The sequence below is a fragment of the Undibacterium sp. FT79W genome, assembly GCF_014284215.1.
In the GTDB taxonomy this organism is placed as follows: Bacteria; Pseudomonadota; Gammaproteobacteria; order Burkholderiales; family Burkholderiaceae_D; genus Undibacterium; species Undibacterium aquatile.
The window spans coordinates 570,625-592,801 of record NZ_JACOGB010000001.1 but is presented as its reverse complement, the minus strand read 5'-3'; the positions used below and the strand labels follow the sequence as shown (position 1 = coordinate 592,801).

Here is a 22,177-nt window from a genome sequence, read left to right as displayed (position 1 = left end):
TTATAGCTGCTGCGCTTTGTGACAGCCGCGCATTTGATAAAATGGCGCACGTTTATTTATTTCACCAAGGAAGCACTATGCCCTCATTTGATACCGTCTCTGAAGCAAACATGGAAGAAGTGAAGAATGCGGTCACGCAATCGAACAAAGTCATCACCAATCGCTTCGACATGAAAGGCACCAGCGCCAAAATCGAACTCAAAGATAAAGAGCGCGAAGTCGTGATTTTTGGCGATACAGAATTCCATCTGGATCAGATTATTACTGAGCTGACGCAAACCATGGGAAAACGTAAAGTCGATGTGCGTTTCCTGGATTTCGGTAAAGTTGAAAAAATCGGCGGCGACAAGGTCAAGCAAGTCATCAAGGTCAAAAATGGCATTGAGACCGAAGACGCAAAGAAAATCGTCAAAGTGCTGAAAGACAGCAAAATGAAAGTGCAAGCCAGCATACAAGGCGATGCGGTGCGTGTTCAGGGCGCGAAGCGCGATGATCTGCAAGCAGCAATGGCTTTGCTGCGCAAGGACATCAAAGATTTGCCGCTGGAATTTAATAATTTCCGCGACTGATTTGTGCTGCGGCTATTGTGCAATATCGCGCAATCTTGAGCCATATTGCACGATGCCCCATGATATCCGCTTCGTTCCGTCTTCCGACCTCACACCGAAAGTCACCATGAAACGCTTTGCCCTGCTGCCTCTTTTATTGTGTTCACTGACGTCCTTCGCTACGGATGTCGGCGTGGTCGGTTTATTCCCGGGTAAGGCGATACTGGTTGTCGATGGCGCGCCGCCCAAGGCTTATGCGGTAGGCAGCGCGCTGAGCAGCGACACCAAACTGGTCGATGCAGATCGCGAATCCGCCACCATCGTCAGCAACGGCAAACGCTACGTGCTGGTGATGGGGCAAACCGTGCACCGCTCGGCCGCCAGCAGCGGTAACAGCGTGGTTCTGAAAGCGGGTGATCGCGGGCATTTTATGGCCCCCGCCATGATCAACGGCGTCAGTGTGAATATGATGGTCGATACCGGTGCCAGCCTGATCGCCTTGCCAGCCGCCGATGCAACGCGCATCGGTCTGAATTACAAAGCGGGTCGCATGGGACGGGCCAATACGGCTGGTGGCGTCGTCAATACGTATCTGATCAAGCTCGATACGATCAAGATCGGTGACATCGAATTACATCAGGTGGATGCGTCCGTCATCGAAGCAGGCCTGACGATGCCTTTGCTGGGCATGTCGTTTCTGAACCGCATGGAAATGCGTCGCGAAGGCGATCAGATGACCCTGAGCAAACGTTTCTGATCAGGGTCACAGACACCAATAAGGCAGCACTTACGCTGGTTGCGCCTCAACGACGCGACGCTGTCTGACCGCCGCTGCCAGACCCTCCAATACCTTGACACTGGAATCCCAGTCGATACAACCGTCGGTCACAGACTGACCATACACCAGCTCCTGACCCGGAACCAGATCCTGACGTCCGGCCACCAGATGTGACTCAACCATCACGCCGACAATACGGGTGTCACCAGCAGCAAGCTGAGCGCCGATATCCGCACAGACCGGAATCTGGTTCGCCGGATTTTTCGAGCTGTTGGCGTGCGATGCATCGATCATCAGGCGCGCAGCCAGACCGGCTTTCGCAATATCCTTGCAGGCCGCATCGACACTCGCTGCATCGTAATTCGGCGTTTTTCCGCCACGCAGAATAATGTGACAATCTTCGTTACCATTGGTCGAAACAATCGCTGAATGACCGCCTTTTGTCACGGATAAAAAGTGATGTGACTGCGATGAGGCCTTGATCGCATCGACCGCAATTTTTACATTACCATCGGTGCCATTCTTAAAGCCGACCGGGCAAGACAAGCCAGACGCCAGTTCACGGTGAACTTGCGATTCTGTGGTGCGGGCGCCGATGGCCCCCCAACTGATCAGGTCAGCAATATACTGCGGGCTGATCACATCGAGAAATTCAGTACCGGCAGGCAAGCCGAGTTCATTGATGTTCAGTAGCAGTTCACGCGCGATACGCAGGCCGTCATTGATACGGAAGCTGTTATCCATGTAGGGATCGTTAATCAAGCCCTTCCAGCCGACGGTGGTGCGCGGTTTTTCGAAATACACGCGCATGACAATTTCTAACTCACCGGCAAAACGCGTGCGCTGTTCCGCCAGACGACGTGCGTATTCCATCGCAGCTTTGGTATCGTGAATCGAGCAAGGACCTATCACCACCATCAGGCGATCATCTTTGCCATGCAGAATATCGTGCAAGGCGGTGCGTGCGTGCGCAGCAGTTTCAGAGGCTTTGACAGAACAGGCAAACTCACGGATCAAATGTGAAGGTGGAACCAGTTCTTTCATTTCGCGTATGCGTAAATCATCGGTACGGTGCATGTTCTCTCCTGTGTCTTTCAAGTATAAATAAGTGCAAATGGTTGAATTCGTGGCAAAAAAAAACCGCCATGACTGGCGGTTTTTTCAGAAATCTGGTTGAGCTTTTTTTCTTTGTGCGCTTACCTTCTTCCGACCGCCTGTGGCTTGGAATAGCTAAAGTAAAAAAAGAAAAAGAAGTGCGCAAGTTTCATAAATTAGGCGTTTAGCTTGAATCGCTATATTAAATTTTGATAAAACTTAAAAAGTTCGGCATTGATATTGCATCAAAAATCAGCAATTGGCAAGCCAAATCCCGCCAATTCGTATTTATTTTTTCCAGAGCGCTGGTGGTTCCGGTGGAATATCACCTTCAGGATACACATTCATGATGGGTTTGCTCTGCTCTTTCAATTTCACTTGCGGTACGTTGCGCCCCATCCATTGCCGCATGCTGGTCAGATTGGTCGCAATATCACGACGCTCAGGATTAAGCCGGACGGCGCGCTCCAGCAAATTCAGCGCGTTTTCATAATCGCCTTGCGCAGCAAGAGACACCGCCTGATTATTTAATGCGGATGCATCAAATGGATTTACTTTCGCCGCTTCAGCAAATTTTTTACTGGCTGCAGCGGCATCCCCTTCCGCCAGATGTACCCGCCCTTCTGCCTGTAAATCCGCAGCGCTTACCTGGGTTGATAACAGCAGCGTTGCCGACGCGACGATCAAGGTATTCATGATAGTTTTCATCGGTCAATTTCCCAGATAGTAAGGCTTAGGTGCAATCGGCGGGAACGAGACCTGGCCTCGCCGTGGCTCGAACGTGTAACGGATATACAGCATGCCGCTGGCGTCGGTAAAGTCGCCGGAATTATCCGCAGACAACCTGCCTCCCAAAGTGAAATGCGGCGACAGCAAATACTCTAATGCGCCTGAAATTTTGTATTGCAATCCGGTATGCGACTGCCCGGCATAGCTGCTGGCAATATTCAACGCAGGATTTGCAGCAGCAAATAATTCCAGTTCGGTCTGGTCTGCGCTGATCAGCGGGTAGTACGGCGCCGCATCTTCGCGGAAATGCTGGACACCAACCGAAGCACCGGCCTGATACGACAACTTGCCATAACGTCCGCTGATTTCCAGCGGCACATTCAGAGCGACGTAAGATTGCGGGCTGAAATACCCGCCGTGACCGTAAGTGAAGTAACGCAGATTCTTTTTATAGAAACTCGAATTCAGGCCGAGCCCCGTTGTGACTGTGGTATCTTTGGTCTTGTAAGCGCGCCAGTAAATACCGGCACCCGCATCGACCATCGTGTTTTTAACGACGTTTTTACCATTGATGCCATACAGGCCAAGCGCTCCGTAAACACCTCCATCCTCGCCATCGTAGGACGCATCCAGACGCAAGCCGTTTCTGGTGACGCCACCCCAGTTCAGCCCATACAAACTGTCTTTTGCTCCCGCATACGACAGATAACTATCCGTCACAGAACGACGGGACACTTCTGCACTGAAATTCAGACCGTCCGACTGCGTGCTCCAGCGCAGCCCGCCGACAACATTCTGGATAGGGAAGTTCAACGGACTGGAACCGACATCGAGCTTCACGCCGGCTAATTCATAACTCAGATTCAGCGCAACTCCTCTCGCCACCTGCTCTATCGAAGACGCCTCTGATAAGCCGCGCGTTCTGGCCTGCGTTGAAAAAGCGACTTTGGCAAATTTAGCTTGTTCATTGAGTATCGTATTACGCCCGAACTGACCTGCGATATTCGCATCGTTCAACTGTAAAGTACCGGCATCAATCACAACCGGAATCACCTTCAGGCCAAACTGGCCATAACCCAAGGTAGTGATATGTGCTTCTATCGGTGTTTCCAGATCCTTCAACTGCGATAAACCGCTTTGTCCGCTGCGTGCGCGGGCAGCAAATCCGGCGGTGACTTCGGAGCGATTTAATTCATTGAGCGCATCAATCTCTTTGATCAGTGCGGCCTCTTCCGCGCTGACAGGTGCCGTTGACTTGGCAGATGATAGCGGTGAGACTTTTTTTACCTCGGCTCCGCTGACTGCATTTCCTGCTACAGGCTTCGCTAGTGGTAAAGGGTTACTGCGAATCACAGCAGAACCCTGAGATACTGGTGGCGCAACAGGCACGCTGAGCAATGCTGGCGCGTTCACTGTTTTGCTGCCGGCATTGCCAGCAACAGCCACGCCAGTTGAGTTACTGACAGCGGCGGGTATAGCTGTCGTATTTGTTGTACCTGATGTACTTGTCGAACCAGGGGTAACTCCATTCGTAACCAGCGGTGTTGCAGAGACTGGCGCGACCGCTGCGGATGTCGTGCTTGCAGGCTTCGCCGCGGCAGCATATTGCGGTGCAAGTTGTGGCACCTCTTTCAATACCGGTGGCGTGGGCGTCGCTGGCGCACTCACTGACGCAGGTGCTGCGACTTGCGTCACCGCCGGAACAGCGTCAGCCTTACGTTCAGCAAAAGGATTGACTTTGAAATTGTTGAGGTTGTTAGCAACCGAACCTGGTGTGACCAGACGCAAACCATCGACACCTGCGCCGGACAATGGGCGCTGTGCCTGTTCCAGTGCCAGTGCTTTTTTGAAATAGCCTAAGGCTTTGCCGTTATGCCCCTGTGCCCGTGCGACATTCCCCGCCAGCGCAATAAAGCGCGGATTCTCTGGCTGCATGCGCATTAATTTATCAAGGTAATTTTCAGCGCCACTGAAATCTTTGATCTGTATCGCCGCAAAGACCAGTCCTTGTAAGACCTCAGGATTATCCGGATCCGTTTCCAGTACTTTGGTGTACAACTCTTTTGCCGGTTCGCTGTCACCGGCAGACGAATAAATACGCGCCAGGGTCAGCAGCAATAAATTATCGTCCGGCGTCTCTATCAGATAAGGCTGGATATAAGCGTAAGCCGCCGCGTAGTCTTTTGCTTCTCTGGCGCGCTCGGAGTAACGCATGGACAATGCCTTTTGTAATTGCTTAAAGGATTTAATTTCATCCTCCTGCAATTTCGGCATCGCTGCCACCTTACGCATGACGGCTTCCAGCTCGGCTTCCTGATTCGCCTGCATCAAGGTGCTGGCGTATTGCAGCAAAAGGCTGGCGGAAGGTTGCTGCGTATTTTGTACCGCCTGCCGTATCATGGCAAAACCGCGTTCGGTATCGCCTAACTTGATGTACAAGGCCGCAAGAGTGCCGATGTACTCGTTATCTGTTCCTGCGGCAGCTTCAATCTGTGCCAGGATTTCCCTGACCTGATCGACATACCCACGTTTGTTCAGAAGATCGATACGGTCAAGCTGGACGCGTATCCATAATTGCTTTTGCAAGGCAAACATTTCTGGTTTGCGCGCGTTGGCAGGGACTCGCTCCAATGTTTGCAAACCCTCCCACCAGAGCTGCTGCATCTGACTGAGCAAGGCGCTGACATAAAGCGCCTCTGCATCGGGCTTTTCAACATTGGTCAGCGCATCTAACAATGCCTGCGCCTGCGGTGCCATGTTCCGTTTCAGATAAATTTTGGCCAGCGACATTCTTAACCAGGCATCTTCCGGCTTGATCAGAATCGCGTCTTCCAACACCCTTTGCGCGCCGACGATATCGCCTGCTGCTTCAAGTTGCTTGGCCTGAGCCGCCATTTGTTCAGACTTCAGATTCGCGACGATCGCGAGGTGACGAGGCAATAAATATTCGCCGAGCGCCTCCAGATCACTGAGCCGCTTCTGCAAAACATAAATCCCGATCAGGCCATCGAGCGCGCGCATTTCTTTTTTATCTGCATTAAAAACACGCTTAAAGTTTTCTTCTGCGCCAGCCATATCATTTTCAGCCTGCAACGCATCGGCGAGTTGTAAAAGTCCGGATGGCTCGGTGCCATTGATCTCAACCGCTTTACGCAATAAGGCGATCCCTTTTACGCTGTCAGCATCTTCAAAAGCAGTGCGTGCATCTTCGATCAGTGCCCAATAATTGGCACCATCAAATGCTTGCTTCCAATTCGATTTCGCTTTTGCGGATGAAAGATCCAAAGCTTTTTGCAGGAATTTACGTGCTTCAATAAATTCTTCCTGACGCATTTTGACCAGCCCCATGCCACCATAACCAACAGGATCTTTAGGATGAGATTTGATCAGTGACTGGAATTCTTTCTCTGCCGTCGGCACATCATTGGCATCCAGTGCTTTAAAGCCGATTGCAGATCCTTTTGCTAAAGGACTCTCAGGCTTGGGCTTATTCACGGGACGGCGCTCTTCCGGCGCATCATTCCTGACCGGACGATTCACGCTCGCAAGTTTGTCTTGTATGGTTTTATCCTGCGGGTGTTTTTCCAGATAGTTCCGGAAATATTTACTGTTGCTGCTTTGCAGCCCCATCCAGGTTAATGCCTGACGCCATGCCTCTTCCGCCTGCCTGGATACGTCAGCTTTACTGGTCAGACTCTCCAGCAAGGCTAGGCCTTCCGGTCTGCTGGCATCGCGGTATGTCAGCGTTTGCGCATAAGCCAAAGCATATTTATGGTTGGAGGGATTTTCTTTCGCCAGTTTTTCAAGGCCGCGTTTTGCCTCGGCATAACCAGATTTAGTACCGGCCAGCACCTGATAATATTCAAGCGCCGCATCACCTTTCAGGCGGGACGCATCGCCGATCATGCGATAACTGTCCGCCGCGGCTTCGGTATCGCCTTGCTGCGCCAGTCTTCTGGCATTTTCAAGCTGAGACTTGCCCCCGGCAGTACCGAGACTGATCGCTTTTTCTACCAGACGAATTTGCGCACTGCCTGCTTTGATTTCTTTTAGCTTATCAAGGTGATTTTTCGCTAAATCAGCATTGCCGCTGTGAGCGTCGAATATACCCAGCGCGACCAATGCCTCAATATTATTCGCATCGACTTTCAGCACCTTACGCCAGGCATCCGCCGCATTATCGTCACGACCGCGCTGCTCCCAAAAATGTGCCTGCTCAACTAATTTCTGGGTCAGAGGAGAGTTTGCAAAAGCAGTGCTGCATTCGACACACATCGCTAAAAGCGCCAACGCCATCGCTTTTCTTTTGAAAACCATTACCATCCCCTATTCAACACTTTGATGAAGCGATCTCTACCTCAATTGGAGATTTTGAAATCTGCTTTAAAACTGGCATTAAATTATAAACAGGCAGACCACAACAATGTGGTCTGCCTGCGTAAATTTACTCTTTTATTCAGTTATTTTTGATGTATCAATGTTGATCTTTGGGCTCATTCGCCTTCAAGCGCTGGGCTGCCTTTTTCCGTAAATAACGGAACAGTAAAGCGGCGGCAATCAATGACGCCAACATCAGGAAAGCAATCAGCAAGACAGGTTTTGTTGAGAGATTCCACTTCAGCCAGGTCCATAAAGGCAGATGACCGGAATAATAGGTGTTACCGATCAATGCATTGATGACCTTATCACCTTTAATCAACACCAGATCGCCCTGGAATTGGCTGCGAAGATCGGCTTTATTCAAACCATCTGTCACATCCAGTAAGCCACGGGGACTGCCAGAAGTCACGACGACGACGCTGTGACCGCCAGACAATGGCGATTCAAACTGCATAACGGTGCCAAATGCACTTCCGGTGCTGGCTAACATTTCGCCGGATTTACGCTCGAGTTCATCCAGATCTTTACCAGCCCAGCGCGCCAGAACACGCAAAAATCCGGTCGGCAATTGCAAACGATTCCCTGTTTCATCAATGGTCAGTGGCATATATTTTGACCATTGTTTCAGCAGAGGCTGGTTACCGTTAGTTGCAATCACGAGCAAATCTTTATTGCTGTGTTTTTCGACATCGCTACCGTAGATCACGGTATTGTTAGTGACCGGATAGCCGGTTGATTCCCCCATACGCCCCATCAGATTGAAAAAGACTTCCAGCTCCTGATTACTGGCGCGCTCAGGGAGAATGACAGCCGTTTCAGATAAATCTGCCAATTTGGTAAACGGGAAGCCGGCATTCGCAATGTAAGCAAGGTTGGGGTATGTCGCGTAATGCGGCATGTGTGAAAAATCTATGGTCGAATCTGGGTCTATCGTAGACCGCACGTTATCCAGATACACATCTTTACAAGCACCTTGCTTAGGATAGTCATAGAAGAAATGAAATTGCAGTTGGTTTTCAGCGCCGATTCTGAATGTCGGTACTTGTATCTCCTCCTGAGCGTAACGTAAGCCCGACTTAAAGAAAAGCATCACAGATTCTTTGATCTTGCCTTTTTCCGGTTCTGTACCAGACAAAGACAATGCGCGGACAAAACCATCATTAATACCGATATTTAACGTCGACTTGTCTATCGTTGGTCTGGGTGTGAAGCGATAGCGCAGATCCATAGGAACGCCCTCGGTCTGCCAGGTGAACAAGTCAGGTGCCACTCGCATGTTAATCCGGATCAGATCGGGCGTCAGGCCATTCACCTGCAAACTTTGCAGCGGGGTCAGCTCGCCGAATTTAACCGGCCGCGAAGTTGGCAGCCATTTAGGTGCATCATAAGCTTTGCGAATTGCCGGCTCTTTGAAATTACGGATAATCGCCGTCTGACCTGCCAATGCCGTTTGTCCCAGTGTCAACGCTTGCGTCGCAATTTTCAGCTCCGCATTGTCACGTCCTAAAACTAACAACAACTTTGTTTTCGGGTTTTGCGGATTTGGTACCACCATCAAGGTCGGACCATTGATCACAGGTAGTTGCACACCGGCAGGTGCTTCCTTTGTCGTTGCAAATACGATCGCATGCGATTTAGGCATGCCATCAGCGACCGGAAAACGAGCACCGCGATAGGACGCCAACTGACCAAACCAGGAAGCCACAACACCGGCATTGCGCAACAATTCCAATGATGCCCCATTGGGCAACACAAACGGCAACTCCAGCAATTTGGAATCGCGCTTGTCAAAGAATGGCCCAGGCAACAGCGCCAGATCATTCGCCAGATCGATTGTGCTGACGGTCAGCTCCAATTGCGTCGTATTACTGATTTTCGCCCACAAACTGGAATGATATGGGTCTTCACATTCTCTGGTGTAATGCCCTATCAGTTTGAAACTGAGCTGATTAAAGTCTGCAAAAAAACGTGGATCGATATTATCTTCGCGGACGATCCCCTTAGGATTATCTTTCGGCAGGGGCACAACGCTGACCAGCTCATTGTTAACCGAAACTTTGATATGGGATAAATCCGGCAACAGCGCTGGCGAATACGCAATGCCATAACGTATTTTTGCCGAAGTTATCACTTCGTCGCTGCGGACTGTGAAAGGAAAAGTACGCTCACCTTCAACACCACGCAATTCGATATTCGAGCCCTGCCCCATCTGCTTGAGGCTGATGGTATACACTTTTTGGCCAGGAACTGGTGTTGACGCAACGGCAGAGGCATCACTTGTCAGTGTTTTTTCCGTTTCTTCCGTTTGCGCTTCAGCAGATTTTGCGCGCTTCGATTTCGCAAAAACGTCATCGTGCGCCGTCACACTCATGCCAAATGCAATTGCCAGGGCAAGCGTGGTTTTGACAGTTTTTTTCCAAGGCAATGTTGATTTCATGTTTTTCACAATGTTCGCTTCAGTAAGTGTATTCATGTGCTAAGCGCTTTTTTTTCCGAAATACTGTTTCAACCCGGCTCCAAACTGGATAAACCCGCGGAAGCTATGAAAGGCAATTTCTTTTAAGCCATTCAGCGGATGATCCAGATCTCGCTCCTCAGACCAATTCAACCAGACGTCTGCCCTGCCGATGGTGCAACTGATCAGATCCATCTGTTGCTGCAAGTTCAGATTCAGAAATTGCAGACTCAGCAAATTCTCTTTTGCAAAAATGACTTTCGATGGAAACAAACATTCGCCATTCGTGCCATACAGCGAAATCATCGCCTCTTCGCCTTTCTCCATTTTGAAGCCTTCGGGTACTTTGAGCGACATACCGCCCATAGAGAAATCTTCAGTCTGACAGACAAAGGAGTGTCCGTTTGGCAAACGCAATGTGGCGCTCAATACTGCTCGCACACGATGAGATCGGCGGACTTGCTTGGACTCGGTTGCCACAGCGAGAGTCGCGCCAAGGATAATCAGGTTATAAATCGTCCATAACATGTTCAGCAAAACTGTGTCGAGCTCATAGCTATTCCACCAGATAGCCCGTCCGATACCGACGATGAAACCTAAAATATTCAAGGCTAGCATCACCAGATAGGGTTTGGAAATCACCCAGTCAAAGTGTTCCTCTTCAACTAAACCACCTTTGGCGGTTACGTTGAACTTACCTAATTTCGGATTAATCAGCGCCACCATCGTTGGCCGGAAAATATACCAGGCAAGCGTTGCCTCATAGACCTCAGCCCAGAATGAATGCCGGTGAGCGCCCTGAATACGGGAGTTGGTCAAGTTGGCGTGCAGCAAATGTGGCAACGAATATGCTGCAATAGAAATCGCTGATGCCTTGATGATGTGAACTTCAAAAAACAGATACGAGATGGGAGCCAACAGGAAAACCATGCGCGGCAGACCGTAAAAGAAATGTAGCATCGCATTGCTGTAGCAAAGTCGCTGACCAAAAGTCAGCCCCTTGCCGAACAAAGGATTGTCGACCCTGAAAATCTGCGCCATTCCACGCGCCCAGCGGATACGCTGTCCGACGTGTGCAGACAAACTTTCGGTTGCCAGCCCCGCCGCTTGTGGCAGTGCCAGATACGCCGTGTTATATCCAAGCCGCTGCATTTTTAATGCAGTGTGCGCATCTTCAGTCACGGTTTCAACGGCGATACCACCAATCTCTTCCAGATAAGTACGCCGCAAAATTGCGCACGAACCACAAAAGAAAGTCGCGTTCCATAAATCATTTCCATCCTGAATCAAGCCGTAAAACAGCTCGCCTTCGTTGGGTACATGTCGGAACGTATGCAGATTTCTCTCGAACGGGTCGGGTGACAAAAAATGATGGGGCGTCTGTATCATCGCCAGTTTCGGATCGACCAGAAACCATCCCATCGTGTATTGCAAAAACGAACGGGTCGGCATGTGATCGCAGTCAAAAATCGCGACAAATTCACCCGTGGTGCGCTTCAGAGCGGCGTTAATGTTGCCTGCTTTGGCGTGGTTATTATCGGAGCGCGTAAAACACTGGACACCAATCGTCTCAGCGAACTCAGCAAATTCCGGACGCCGCCCATCGTCCAGAATAATGATATTCAATTTATCTTTTGGCCAGTCTATGCCCATCGCCGCCATGACGGTCGGTTTGACGACAGCCAAATCTTCGTTATATGTCGGAATAAACAGATCGACAACCGGCCAGCTTGATGTATCGGTCGGTAAGATGACAGGTTTACGCCTCAGAGGCCAGGCAGTTTGCAGATATCCCAACAGCAACACCAGCCACGCGTAAATTTCTGCCAGAATCAGTACCAGCGCAAAAAACAAATCGACCAGATTTTCAGTATCTATCGTGTAATTGACCCTCCAGTAAATATAACGGCTGGTTGCGCTAACCGAAAACATCACCATGATCAGTGAAATCAGCGTTCCTGTGTACCGGCGTAAATACATCGCGGTAGAAAATATCACTGCCGAGAAAAAAGTCTGATACGGCAATTCCATTGGAATACTGATCGAAATCCAGAACAGCACGGCGGCAACAATCAACGCCAACACGCGGGGCAACTTCGAATTCCACCCGGACCAATTAACCATCAATCGCCCAAACTCATTGAGCCGGCCGTATAAATATCTGGAGTTCAGTATTGAGCGCATTAATCAATCAGTCCAAAATTTTCCTGCAACCATACAGCAAGTTGCTGCACATCATGTGTCGCTGAACTGTGTTGTGCGTAGTAAGAAACCGGCATCTGGCACGCCAGCGCCTCGCTCACGGCTTCATCCTTATGTATCGTGGAAGGAACAAATTTGTCTCCCAGCGTTGTCCGCAGCATGCCATGGACATCACGGCATAATTGTCTTGAGGCATCCATTTGATTCAAGACGTAACAGTAGCCGAGAAAGTCTTTTCTTCCTGCGGTGTAATATTGAATCAAGGACTCAATCGAAGGGATAGTCGAATATGAAGCAGCGTCAGGCTTCAACACAACCAGCCCGATATGCGCGACACTGAGCACTTGCTGCAAATAAATGCTTGGACCCGGCGGCGTATCAATTAAAACGACGGTCTCCGGTTCCAGAAATAAATTCTGCAAATGAGAAAGCAACCAATCCGGATTTTCCCTGACCGCATCTTCAAATATCGCCCGCTGATCTTCTTCCACCGTTCCATATGGTAAGAAGTCAACGCCATAAGTACTTTGGTACAACACGTGCGACCAGCGATCATCTGCCAGATTACGGATCGCGATTCCGGAAGCATCCTCGTAAGGTATTCCGAAATGCAATCTCAGCGCATTCTGCGGATCCAAATCTAACACAACTACCTTAGCGCCCATGCGCGCAAGCGATGCCGCGAGGTTCGCCGTGACCGTTGTCTTTCCTACCCCTCCTTTGGGAGAAATGACTGCAACTATCCTCATGATTTGAAGATTTTTTTGAAAAAGGAATTCACTGGCGTATCGACGGTTTTAGCTGGCTCCGGCTGCTTAGCCAGTCGTTTAAAAATGTCAGAGACAGCTTGATGTTTATCTGCATGAACAGGTAAAACTGCTACTTTTTCCTGAGAGCCCGACCCGTTCCCTTGCGCGCTCACTGCATCCGCAGGCAAACGGCGAAACAAACTGCTGTTTTGTTGCAGTTGCTCATCCGTCTGGAATAAAGTGGCTTTTTGCTGAGGCTCAGATCTGAATAAGCTTGCAGAGCCATTGATCTTTTCAGGAACAGCAACGACCGACTCTGTCGATGTAAGGTCTTGTTTTCTGCCGAAAATATCATTCGCTCCATGAGAACTGCTACCAATACTTTCTTTTAACACTGGCTTACGATCAATTCCGGGCATAATTTCTGGCCTTATTGATGGCGAGGCTTGCGGCACCGGGAGCGGTTCCATGTCTTCGGGCATCGAGTTGTCAGGAATTGCATGCACCCTGACATCACGTAAAAGCGGCCAGCGCTTTTTAGCCTGCTCACTCTCAACGTCTCGATTTATCTCTTGGTATGCTGTCGCTGGTTGCCCAAACTTTTGAAAAAGATTTTTAACGTCATCATCCATAATCTTTACAGCCCTTTTCAATACTTAATACATCTTTATCCGACAATCAACGACGCGTGAAATATGTCGGCTCATTGAGCTGTTTCTTTAGTTCAAAAACAAACAACTGACCATCTTCCAAAGCATCACCGCGCTGCGTTAAGCAAAGTGATTTGTCCATTCCAAGATTATCAAACAATTGTGCATAAACACCTTCGAGTAGCGCGGACGACCATACCAGCGCATCCTCACCAAAAGCCACTTTCAACGGAGAAGCATGGTGCTCAACAACGAGACTCTCTGCTTGCTCTATCAGTTCCACCCAGCCCCAATCGATTTGCGACCAGTGAGAATTAATACCATCCTCAAGTACTTGCAAACTACTGCCGTTGAGCGCCGGAAAAGCGGCTGCCATGGTCCGCCCCATCTGATACATAAACGCCCGCAAATCAGACACCTCGCCTTTAGATGCAAACTCAGCAGAAAACGCAGCAAGAAATGTTCTCCATTGATTCGAGCACTGTTGAGACTCGTAATACTGCAGATTTTTCTTCAACATACTAAACACTTCCATTCATTATTTTGCTGTTCTTTCTGCACCCGGCGTCTGCAACAAAGCCAGATTCATCGCCTGAAACTTTAACACCCTGCAGAATTGATCGTCTAGCGATACACAGTAAACAAATGTCAACAATTTATAATTAGGAATATCCAGACATCAATGCAGAGTCATTTTTTCTCAATAAGTTTCAAAGCAAAAACATTAGTTTGCGTTAGATCAGAATCCATCAGAAGTAAATAGTCATTTCATTTGCTTACAATTACCCGACATTTGACCATGACACATGATAAAAAACATTATTACATTAGCAATTAATTGATTTTTATTTTCTGATAGCTCGCTTATATGGAGTAACTATCCATATAAGCTGGCAAACGCAAAAGGTTTTTCGTGGGGCAGATCTACAGATACAGGGCGGAGGTCGCCCAACCGTCAACTCAAGCAGAGGAAAAAAGAGGAGGAAATTTTTTCATTCAATGAGATTTTGGGGCATGCAAAAGCAGCCAATCGACGACAGACTGTATTTTCTTTGTGGCCGGATTATCCGGGCGATAATGCAGTAGTGGACACTCGTAGGCCAAAGCCTCTTCAACCTCAGCGTCTTCCGGTATGACCCAAGGCACCATACGCTCACCTAATTGTGTGTGAAACAGTGCCAATACATCTTGCGCCAATTGCCGCTTTGCCGATTGATTAATCACATAGGCGGATCCTGTCACCTGCGCGCTTGGTGGCCCATACGCAGAGATCAGTTCTTCCATTTCTGGCAAGGTCGAGTACGACGCCGCGTCAGCCAGCACCACGGCAAGAACATAATCTGCGGCATGAATTGCCTGCTTCAGATATACAGAAGGCCCAGGTGGGGTATCCAACAACACAATCGCGTTTTCTGACAAATTCGCTTTTTGTAACTTACCGCGTAGCCAATCATCTTGTTTTTCCAAAATGCTCTCAAAACGCTGACGCTGCACCTCTCCGCCACGTCCATAAGGAGAAAAATAAACATGATAAGGGCTGGCATGTGTCACACCTGCAAGTCTGGTGCGTGTACCGGTCAATGCACTGATCCCCTTGCATTCGTTCTGATCCAGCCCGCCGAGATGCCATTGCAGCGCATTCTGCGGATCGAGATCAACCACCAGAGTGGGGTGACCACGCTGCGCAATACCAACCGCAAGGTTGGCTGACAGCGTAGTCTTTCCTACGCCACCTTTTGCTGACACGACAGCAATCACAAACATGGGGCGTTGTCCTCAATCAAAACCAGAAAACCGATCGCAAAATTACGCAGTCCCACCGACGGTCAGGCCATCAATACGCAGACTCGGCTGACCAACACCAACCGGCAAACTCTGTCCTTCCTTGCCGCAAACACCAATACCGGAATCTAGGCGTAAATCATTACCTATCATAGACACATGGTTAAGTACTTCAGGTCCGTTACCGATCAGGGTTGCGCCTTTGACCGGATAACTAAGCTTACCGTTTTCTATCATGTAGGCTTCGCTGGCAGAGAACACAAATTTGCCATTGGTGATATCAACCTGACCACCGCCAAAATTCACTGCATATAAGCCGTTTTTCACAGAAGCGAGAATCTCCGCCGGATCTTTATCTCCGGCCAGCATATAGGTGTTGGTCATGCGCGGCATAGGTAAATGCGCGAACGATTCACGCCGGGCATTACCAGTGACGGCCATTTTCATCAGACGCGCGTTCATCGTGTCCTGCATGTATCCCTTCAGTATGCCATCTTCAATCAGCGTACTGCATTGAGTAGGATTACCTTCATCGTCAATATTGAGCGAACCGCGGCGATGTTGCATCGTGCCGTCATCAACGACAGTCACACCTTTTGCCGCAACACGTTCACCGATACGGCCAGAAAACGTACTGGATCCTTTGCGATTGAAGTCACCTTCCAGACCGTGCCCTATCGCTTCGTGCAGCAGCACACCAGGCCAGCCTGGCCCAAGTACGACCGTCATCGGTCCCGCTGGTGCAGGGCGGGCATCCAGATTCACCAGAGCCGATTTCACGGCTTCATCTGCATACTGTTCAAGCAATACATCGGAAAAATAAGAGTAATCATAACGACCACCGCCACCGCTGGAACCCATCTCACGACGACCATTCTGCTCAGCAATCACGGTCAGAGAAACGCGTACCAGAGGGCGTATATCTGCCGCCAGCGCACCATCACTGCGGGCAACCAGAATAACGTCATACTCGCCAGCCAGCGATGCCATCACCTGTACGATGCGCGGATCTTTTGCCCGCGCAATTTTTTCTATACGCTCAAGCAAACGCACTTTCTCGTTGGCATCCAGAGAATGCAGAGGATCATCACGCAAATATAAATCCCGCCCCAGAATTCCGTGTAAAGCGGAAGCCACTTTAATTTTGCCAGCGCCCTGAACTGCAATCGTTCTGGTTGCTTTGGCAGCATCAGACAAAGCTTTTTCAGAAATTTCATCGGAGTAAGCAAAGGCGGTCTTATCACCTGAAACAGCGCGAACACCAACACCCTGATCAATCGAAAAACTGCCGGTTTTGACTATACCTTCCTCAAGACTCCAGCCTTCGCTGCGAGTGAACTGAAAATACAGATCAGCATAGTCCACACGGTGAGTGAACATAGAACCAAGCACTTTCGACAATTTATGGTCGTCCAGACCAAATGGCGTCAATAAAATGTCGCGAGCAATAGCAAGGTGGTTCAAGGCTGAATTTGAAGAACTCATAAAGTAGATTAACCAATACAAAAGAATGCAATATATGCATTGTAAAACAACTCAGCGACGACAACAGTATGCTGATAACTTACACTTGAAGTTGAATCGCCCTGAGAGGTAAGCTGGAGGGCAACTATAATTTCCGATGTTGCAACGCAGGCAGGCTGGTGCGGATCTGCTGTAACAGTTCAGCATCTATTTCGCCGCTGACAAAGCCCTCACCTTCGGGCAATTCTGCGACGATCTTCCCCCAGGGGTCAATCAGCATACTATGTCCCCAGGTGCGGCGCCCGTTCAGATGTTTGCCGCCCTGCCCCGATGCCAGAACATAACACTGATTCTCTATCGCTCTGGCTCGCAACAGAATTTCCCAGTGCGCCTGACCTGTGGTGTAAGTAAAAGCAGCAGGAACAACGATCAGGGAACAAGGCCCCATCGCGCGGAATAATTCCGGAAAGCGTAAGTCATAGCAAATAGACAGGCCTACCCGGCCGGCCTCAGTTTCAAAGGTGGTTACCTGTTCGCCGGCAGTAATGGTACGCGCCTCTTCGTAAGACTCCTCGCCTTTAGAAAAACCAAATAAGTGGATTTTGTCGTAGCGGACGCGCTGCACGCCCTGCGGGTCAAATACCAGTGTCGTATTCATGACTTTGCCAGCTTCAGCCGACTGCAACGGAATTGTGCCGCCGATGATCCAGACCCTCAACGAACGCGCCATCTCCGCTAAAAATTCCTGCATAATGCCGCGACCGGCCGGTTCGGCGATCGCCAGTTTGTCGGTATCCTGCAAACCCATTAAAGGCCAGTATTCCGGTAACAACAATAATCCGGCCCCCTCGCCTGCCGCTGCGATCAACAGGCGTTTTGCCGTTGCCATATTGTCGGCCAACACATTGGAAGAAACCATCTGTATAGCTGCAACTTTCATCATTCACCTTTCTTGGCATCTTGCACGCGATGCTCACCTGCAACGTCCTGATTTTCCTGACGTTCAATTTTTTTCACCAGAGGATCTTTCCACGGGCCGCTCACCATATATTCGAAGGTGAAAGCCTTTGCCAGCGGTTCACGTAAGAATAATTGCGCCAGGAAAGTACCTAAGCCGATAACGGGATTGACCGCCAGCCCATACACAACCGATGCCGCACCCGCATTGATAACAGGAATAACCAGAACATGCAATTGCTGAGATTCATTCACGATATCAGCGTTGCCAGCCATCACCACGGTCGCATTCACTCCGCGCATTTTCAGATTATCGGTACGTGCCACACCCTGCAGAATTTGTGCGCTGCCGGTAATCGCATCAAAAGCGAATCCTTCAGAAAATATATCCCGGAAATCCAGAGTCAGGCGTCGCGGCAACGACTGCATACTCAGCACACCGAGTAACTTCGCAGCGCCTGGATCGACTTTTAAAAACTGCCCGGCGGCCAGATCGAGCTGCACCTTGCCGCTCATGCTGGGAATGTCCATCGCATATGGCAAGCCATTCCATTTCACATCGCCATCCAGTCGTCCACGTCCACCGCGTACGACATTGGCAAACCCAAGTCTGTCCAGCAATTGACCGGCGTTCGCAATATCAAGCATGTAATTGAGTTGGGTCACGCTATTCCCGGTGCTATTCCCAGTGCGACTCCCCCAGCGTCCAGTCGCCCTGAGCTCCGCATCCGGATTTTTCAACAGTACCTTACTGAGCAGCCATTCACTGGAAGCGCCACTCATCTGATTACTGGCTTGCAACTCTAATCTGCCCAGCTTCTTGTTGAATAACTCAACATTATCCGCAACGATATCGAGCCCCGGTATCTGGGTACTGCTACGTTTTTCATCGAACAAATCACCAGCATCGCTTGCCGCCGATTGCTGGATAATCAGCTTGCTTAAACGGGCCGTCACGCTGCCCGGTCCGGCTACCGCAGCGCCAGCTTTTGCGCTGCCGTCATTCCAGCTGATATGACCGGAAATCTGATTGGCATCGATATTCGCCTGCCAGAGATCATTATGATGAGAAACTCCCATCACGACATGATCCAGTTGCTTACCCATGATATGCAACTGACCGGTTTTTAATGCCAGGGTGCTGACATCCAGGTACGGTGCAATATTTAAAGCGGTGACACCCTGCACCACTTTGCCAGCAGCGCCGTTCAGCGCAGAAGTCGCCGTATTGTTATTCGCCATTGCCGCGCCAGCAGAACTTGTGTTCAAGACGCTGCGCCACTCATCGACATGCAGTACATTCGATTCAATATTGACCGCCACTCCGCGCAAAGGCTCAGGCGCAGGCACATTCACACCGATGCCGCCACGCAGAAGCTGCCAGCTCGCCTGCTTATCTGCGTTTTTCTGACGTACGTATTTTGCATGCACTGCATTGCCAAGATGAATGCGCAATTCATCCTGCAGAACACTGCTGTCAGTGTTTATCTGCGGCACCAGTTCGATGCGCAAGGGCATTGCTTCAGTCGCGCCTTTTTTCAACGGTGCAGGAAAATTGAGCGCCATTCCCTGTAAGTTGGATTCAATCACGATTTCCGGTAATTGCTTTTTCACGGCGATCGTTGCGATGTAGCGGCTGGTACCGTCAATCTTGATTTGCTCGCGATTTGCTGCTGGCAGCATCTGCCGCAAACCATCACCAGTGACGCTGCCATCAAGCCGGACGCGGATACTGTTATCTTTTTGCGAGCCACCGCTAATCACAATTGGTCCACCCAGCGCAGTTCCCTTCAGCGTTCCGAGATTAACGCCGCGCTCATTAAATTCCAGCTTGCCGTTGACGCCGGTCACCAGCGGAATGCCGGGTTGCAGCACTACGTCATTATTGGCAAACTGCAGCACACCGTTGACTTTTGCGTCGATCATATGTCGCAACGGCAATTGCAGCTTTAAAGTCAGACCAGCCGCCGCGCTGGCTTTCGATTCCGCCAGAAAATGCCCGAGCCAGCCATCGACAGGACTGGCGCTGACGTAAGCCAGCATGGTTTGCAATTGACCGCTGGCGTTGCCATCGATATTCAGGACAGATCCCGCACTTAATAAATCGGGAATCACCGCTTTGACTTTACGCAGATCAGCGCCCAGGGTTTTCGCCGTATCGCCGTTAATTTCCATTCTGGCGCGCTCAAAGATGAAATTCCCTTTGATATCGTCTATCACTGGCCATAAAGGCGCTTTGCCGCCTTCCGCCAGCTCACCGGCAGTGAAATCCAGTTTGCCGCCAGTCAGATTACCCCTGACCAGAAATTCACCTTTGTTTTTGGAATGAGGCTCACTGGCTGAAAATGGGAAATGCGCGAGGTCGCCGCGAATGCGCACGGTAACATCGTCGGCACGCCCATCAAGGATGCTTTTCGTCAGCCAATGTCGTAAATCCGGCTCGGCGACCGTTGGAATATAACGATCCAGCTGCTTCAGGTCGAAACCATCTATATGCGCCGTTAAATCGACGTCACCGGGCTGCGGCTGCGCCGATGCACGCATAGACATGATGTGTTTGCCGGATAAAGTGGCATGCATACTCTCCTGCGTCATGTCCATACGATTAATCTGAAACATCAGCTTATCGTCGGCTTGAAATTTCCAGTTTGCCTGCATTTGCAGCCGATTAAACGGCATCACCGGGTCAATGAAATAACTGGCAAGGCGCAAGGACAAGTCTTTTGAATCCAGCGAAAATGCCCCACCACGGTCGCTGGCATCCACGGTGCCGGATAAATTTTCAAAGCCCGGAATCGCCGGAACTGCTGCTTTCGCCGGAGTTTTTGCGGTTTTGGCGCGAGCTAACTGAGCTGGCTGCGGCTGCATGGACAAATTGATAAATTCGCCCTTGACTTTGTAGGCTGCGACATCCGGATAAGTCCCTTGCCAGGAAGCGGAGAATTCTTTTAATTGCCCCTTGGGTGCAAAATCCGCCAGCATCTGCCGCTGATCGGCAGGTAAAGGCAGATGTCCGGCAAAATTGGCCAGAATTTGCAAATCAAGAAATTTGGCATACAACTCGACCTTCGCTGGCTGGTTTCCTATGCCGGGGGTAAAACTTTCCCTGATGGTGGTCGCTGGCATGACCGCGCCATCTCTGGCCTTCATGTAAAAATCGGTGAGTGCAACCGTGTGTCCTGCTTTGCCGAACAAAGATGGCAGATACTTTTTCCCCAAATCGGCTTTTTCACTGGCGGTCACCCGACCACGAATTTCTGCCATATCCAGTTCAGGCAAGTCTTTGGCAAATTTACCCTGCACATCCGCGAGTTTCAGGTCAGCGGTAGCATCAGCGACTCGGCCGCGATCGAGCCGCAACCATGATCTTACAGCGCCATAGCCCTGACTGATATCGGCCGGATAATCAATATATGCACGCAACGCGTGCAGGTCGGTACTTTGCAGATCGGCATACAGCTCACCGCTCCAGTTGGAGAAATCCGACACTTGTCTGCTAAATGGCGGGTGCTGCAAATCACCGCGAATATCGACCGGTGCGGTCAATGCCGCTGGCGGCGTTGCGCGCAGTGCAAACTGATGATGCTGCCAGCGATTGCGCAAAATCAGACTGACATCCTTGAGCTGTAATTCCGGTGCGTTGCGTGCCTGGTCATTCCAGCGTAGCAAGCCTTGTTTGATCACAATCTGATGCTGCGCCAGCACCCAATCGAGGCCTTTGCCATCGCTCTTCTTTTTCGGATCGATAAAAAAACCACCGATATACAATTTGCCGTCGGCGTCGCGTTGTATATCGAGTACCGGCTGATGCAACTCTATCTTGTCGAAGCGCAGATCAAGCAGCGCCAGACTCCACCACGACAGCGTCGTCCTGACTTCGGGCAAACGCAAGGCCGCTTTGCCATGCTGATCAAGCATCTCCACGTTCTGTAATACCAGTTGCGGATTAAGCCCTTGCCATGACGCCTGCAAAGATGCCATGTGCAATTCGCGTCCGATCGCACGGCTGACCATCGCTTCCACTTCCGGCTTGTAATCGGCAACATGTGGCAACACCAGATAGCGCAGCACCAAGACGAGGATGCAGAACACAAAGTACAGTAATAAAGCAGCGCGGAGAACAAAGCGGATGCTGCCACCGCAAGCGGCAAAAGTATGCGACGACAGCCGACGCCAGCGCGAGCGTGCTGGCAATACTGGCTCCTGATCTTCCGCAGCAGAAGGCTGAGAGGCGGGGATATCCGTTTTCATTTAAGCAATGACACTATTCTGCCGACAAGGCGCTGGTCACTGGATATACCGCTATTTTCAACATACTCCCCTATATTTTTCTTCATTTCGCCCAATTGTCCGCAGAAATATTGGGCTTTAAATAATACTCCCCCGGA

Annotated in this window: 15 protein-coding genes; 3 read left to right on the top strand and 12 right to left on the bottom strand. The window is 50.2% G+C overall.

Annotated features, from left to right (window positions below):
• Window positions 1-77 precede the first annotated feature (77 nt).
• Complete coding sequence (locus tag H8K38_RS02555) at window positions 78-569, top strand: YajQ family cyclic di-GMP-binding protein (RefSeq protein ID WP_186883195.1); 492 nt, start codon at window positions 78-80, stop codon at window positions 567-569.
• 52 nt (window positions 570-621) lie between these two features.
• On the top strand, window positions 622-1,305 hold the full coding sequence (locus H8K38_RS02550) for a TIGR02281 family clan AA aspartic protease (RefSeq protein WP_255422794.1): 684 nt from the start codon (window positions 622-624) through the stop codon (window positions 1,303-1,305).
• Between the two features lie 30 nt (window positions 1,306-1,335).
• Here the strand turns inward: H8K38_RS02550 and aroG are convergent, their stop codons facing one another.
• Window positions 1,336-2,403 carry a 3-deoxy-7-phosphoheptulonate synthase AroG gene (gene aroG, locus H8K38_RS02545; RefSeq protein ID WP_186883194.1) on the bottom strand — a complete coding sequence of 356 codons (1,068 nt, stop codon included), beginning with the start codon at window positions 2,401-2,403 and terminating at the stop codon, window positions 1,336-1,338.
• 68 nt (window positions 2,404-2,471) lie between these two features.
• Between aroG and H8K38_RS02540 the strand changes: the two genes are divergently transcribed.
• Window positions 2,472-2,609 (top strand): hypothetical protein, encoded by a 138-nt coding sequence (locus H8K38_RS02540; protein WP_186883193.1) that lies wholly within the window; start codon window positions 2,472-2,474, stop codon window positions 2,607-2,609.
• 100 nt (window positions 2,610-2,709) lie between these two features.
• Here H8K38_RS02540 and H8K38_RS02535 read toward each other — a convergent pair whose 3' ends face one another.
• The 11 genes from H8K38_RS02535 to H8K38_RS02485 all read right to left on the bottom strand — a co-directional run bounded on the left by H8K38_RS02535 (window position 2,710) and on the right by H8K38_RS02485 (window position 22,040).
• Window positions 2,710-3,129 carry a tetratricopeptide repeat protein gene (locus H8K38_RS02535; RefSeq protein WP_186883192.1) on the bottom strand — a complete coding sequence of 140 codons (420 nt, stop codon included), beginning with the start codon at window positions 3,127-3,129 and terminating at the stop codon, window positions 2,710-2,712.
• 3 nt (window positions 3,130-3,132) lie between these two features.
• Window positions 3,133-7,467, bottom strand: coding sequence for a cellulose synthase subunit BcsC-related outer membrane protein (locus H8K38_RS02530; protein WP_186883191.1), 4,335 nt, complete (start codon window positions 7,465-7,467; stop codon window positions 3,133-3,135).
• A gap of 157 nt (window positions 7,468-7,624) precedes the next feature.
• The gene (gene bcsB, locus H8K38_RS02525) at window positions 7,625-10,003 is read right to left on the bottom strand and encodes a cellulose biosynthesis cyclic di-GMP-binding regulatory protein BcsB (RefSeq protein ID WP_186883190.1); all 2,379 of its coding nucleotides are present in this window, start codon (window positions 10,001-10,003) and stop codon (window positions 7,625-7,627) included.
• Window positions 10,004-10,006: 3 nt separating this feature from the next.
• Complete coding sequence (gene bcsA, locus H8K38_RS02520; protein WP_255422793.1) at window positions 10,007-12,109, bottom strand: UDP-forming cellulose synthase catalytic subunit; 2,103 nt, start codon at window positions 12,107-12,109, stop codon at window positions 10,007-10,009.
• Window positions 12,110-12,168: 59 nt separating this feature from the next.
• Window positions 12,169-12,936 carry a cellulose biosynthesis protein BcsQ gene (gene bcsQ, locus H8K38_RS02515; RefSeq protein ID WP_186883188.1) on the bottom strand — a complete coding sequence of 256 codons (768 nt, stop codon included), beginning with the start codon at window positions 12,934-12,936 and terminating at the stop codon, window positions 12,169-12,171.
• Window positions 12,933-13,568: a cellulose biosynthesis protein BcsP gene (gene bcsP / locus H8K38_RS02510; RefSeq protein ID WP_186883187.1), complete on the bottom strand. Its 636-nt coding sequence runs from the start codon at window positions 13,566-13,568 to the stop codon at window positions 12,933-12,935. The genes bcsQ (H8K38_RS02515) and bcsP overlap by 4 nt, the downstream gene beginning before the upstream one ends.
• 46 nt (window positions 13,569-13,614) lie before the next feature.
• Complete coding sequence (locus tag H8K38_RS02505; RefSeq protein WP_186883186.1) at window positions 13,615-14,106, bottom strand: cellulose biosynthesis protein BcsD; 492 nt, start codon at window positions 14,104-14,106, stop codon at window positions 13,615-13,617.
• Between the two features lie 476 nt (window positions 14,107-14,582).
• A complete protein-coding gene (bcsQ, locus tag H8K38_RS02500; protein ID WP_186883185.1) occupies window positions 14,583-15,350 on the bottom strand; it encodes a cellulose biosynthesis protein BcsQ in 768 nt (255 codons plus the stop codon).
• 42 nt (window positions 15,351-15,392) lie between these two features.
• The gene (gene tldD / locus H8K38_RS02495; protein ID WP_186883184.1) at window positions 15,393-16,853 is read right to left on the bottom strand and encodes a metalloprotease TldD; all 1,461 of its coding nucleotides are present in this window, start codon (window positions 16,851-16,853) and stop codon (window positions 15,393-15,395) included.
• A gap of 124 nt (window positions 16,854-16,977) precedes the next feature.
• On the bottom strand, window positions 16,978-17,775 hold the full coding sequence (locus H8K38_RS02490; RefSeq protein ID WP_186883183.1) for a carbon-nitrogen hydrolase family protein: 798 nt from the start codon (window positions 17,773-17,775) through the stop codon (window positions 16,978-16,980).
• Window positions 17,772-22,040 carry a YhdP family protein gene (locus H8K38_RS02485; RefSeq protein ID WP_186883182.1) on the bottom strand — a complete coding sequence of 1,423 codons (4,269 nt, stop codon included), beginning with the start codon at window positions 22,038-22,040 and terminating at the stop codon, window positions 17,772-17,774. The genes H8K38_RS02490 and H8K38_RS02485 overlap by 4 nt, the downstream gene beginning before the upstream one ends.
• Between the last annotated feature and the right edge of the window lie 137 nt (window positions 22,041-22,177).

Bases quoted from the DNA above. Each gene is read 5' to 3' on its own strand.
- bcsB (WP_186883190.1), bottom strand. From the start codon at position 10,003: ATGAATACACTTACTGAAGCGAACATTGTGAAAAACATGAAATCAACA.
- H8K38_RS02505 (WP_186883186.1), bottom strand. From the start codon at position 14,106: ATGTTGAAGAAAAATCTGCAGTATTACGAGTCTCAACAGTGCTCGAAT.
- H8K38_RS02530 (WP_186883191.1), bottom strand. From the start codon at position 7,467: ATGGTTTTCAAAAGAAAAGCGATGGCGTTGGCGCTTTTAGCGATGTGT.
- tldD (WP_186883184.1), bottom strand. From the start codon at position 16,853: ATGAGTTCTTCAAATTCAGCCTTGAACCACCTTGCTATTGCTCGCGAC.
- H8K38_RS02485 (WP_186883182.1), bottom strand. From the start codon at position 22,040: ATGAAAACGGATATCCCCGCCTCTCAGCCTTCTGCTGCGGAAGATCAG.
- bcsQ (WP_186883188.1), bottom strand. From the start codon at position 12,936: ATGAGGATAGTTGCAGTCATTTCTCCCAAAGGAGGGGTAGGAAAGACA.
- H8K38_RS02490 (WP_186883183.1), bottom strand. From the start codon at position 17,775: ATGATGAAAGTTGCAGCTATACAGATGGTTTCTTCCAATGTGTTGGCC.
- bcsA (WP_255422793.1), bottom strand. From the start codon at position 12,109: ATGGTTAATTGGTCCGGGTGGAATTCGAAGTTGCCCCGCGTGTTGGCG.
- bcsP (WP_186883187.1), bottom strand. From the start codon at position 13,568: ATGGATGATGACGTTAAAAATCTTTTTCAAAAGTTTGGGCAACCAGCG.
- H8K38_RS02535 (WP_186883192.1), bottom strand. From the start codon at position 3,129: ATGAAAACTATCATGAATACCTTGATCGTCGCGTCGGCAACGCTGCTG.
- H8K38_RS02555 (WP_186883195.1), top strand. From the start codon at position 78: ATGCCCTCATTTGATACCGTCTCTGAAGCAAACATGGAAGAAGTGAAG.
- aroG (WP_186883194.1), bottom strand. From the start codon at position 2,403: ATGCACCGTACCGATGATTTACGCATACGCGAAATGAAAGAACTGGTT.
- bcsQ (WP_186883185.1), bottom strand. From the start codon at position 15,350: ATGTTTGTGATTGCTGTCGTGTCAGCAAAAGGTGGCGTAGGAAAGACT.
- H8K38_RS02540 (WP_186883193.1), top strand. From the start codon at position 2,472: ATGACTGGCGGTTTTTTCAGAAATCTGGTTGAGCTTTTTTTCTTTGTG.
- H8K38_RS02550 (WP_255422794.1), top strand. From the start codon at position 622: ATGCCCCATGATATCCGCTTCGTTCCGTCTTCCGACCTCACACCGAAA.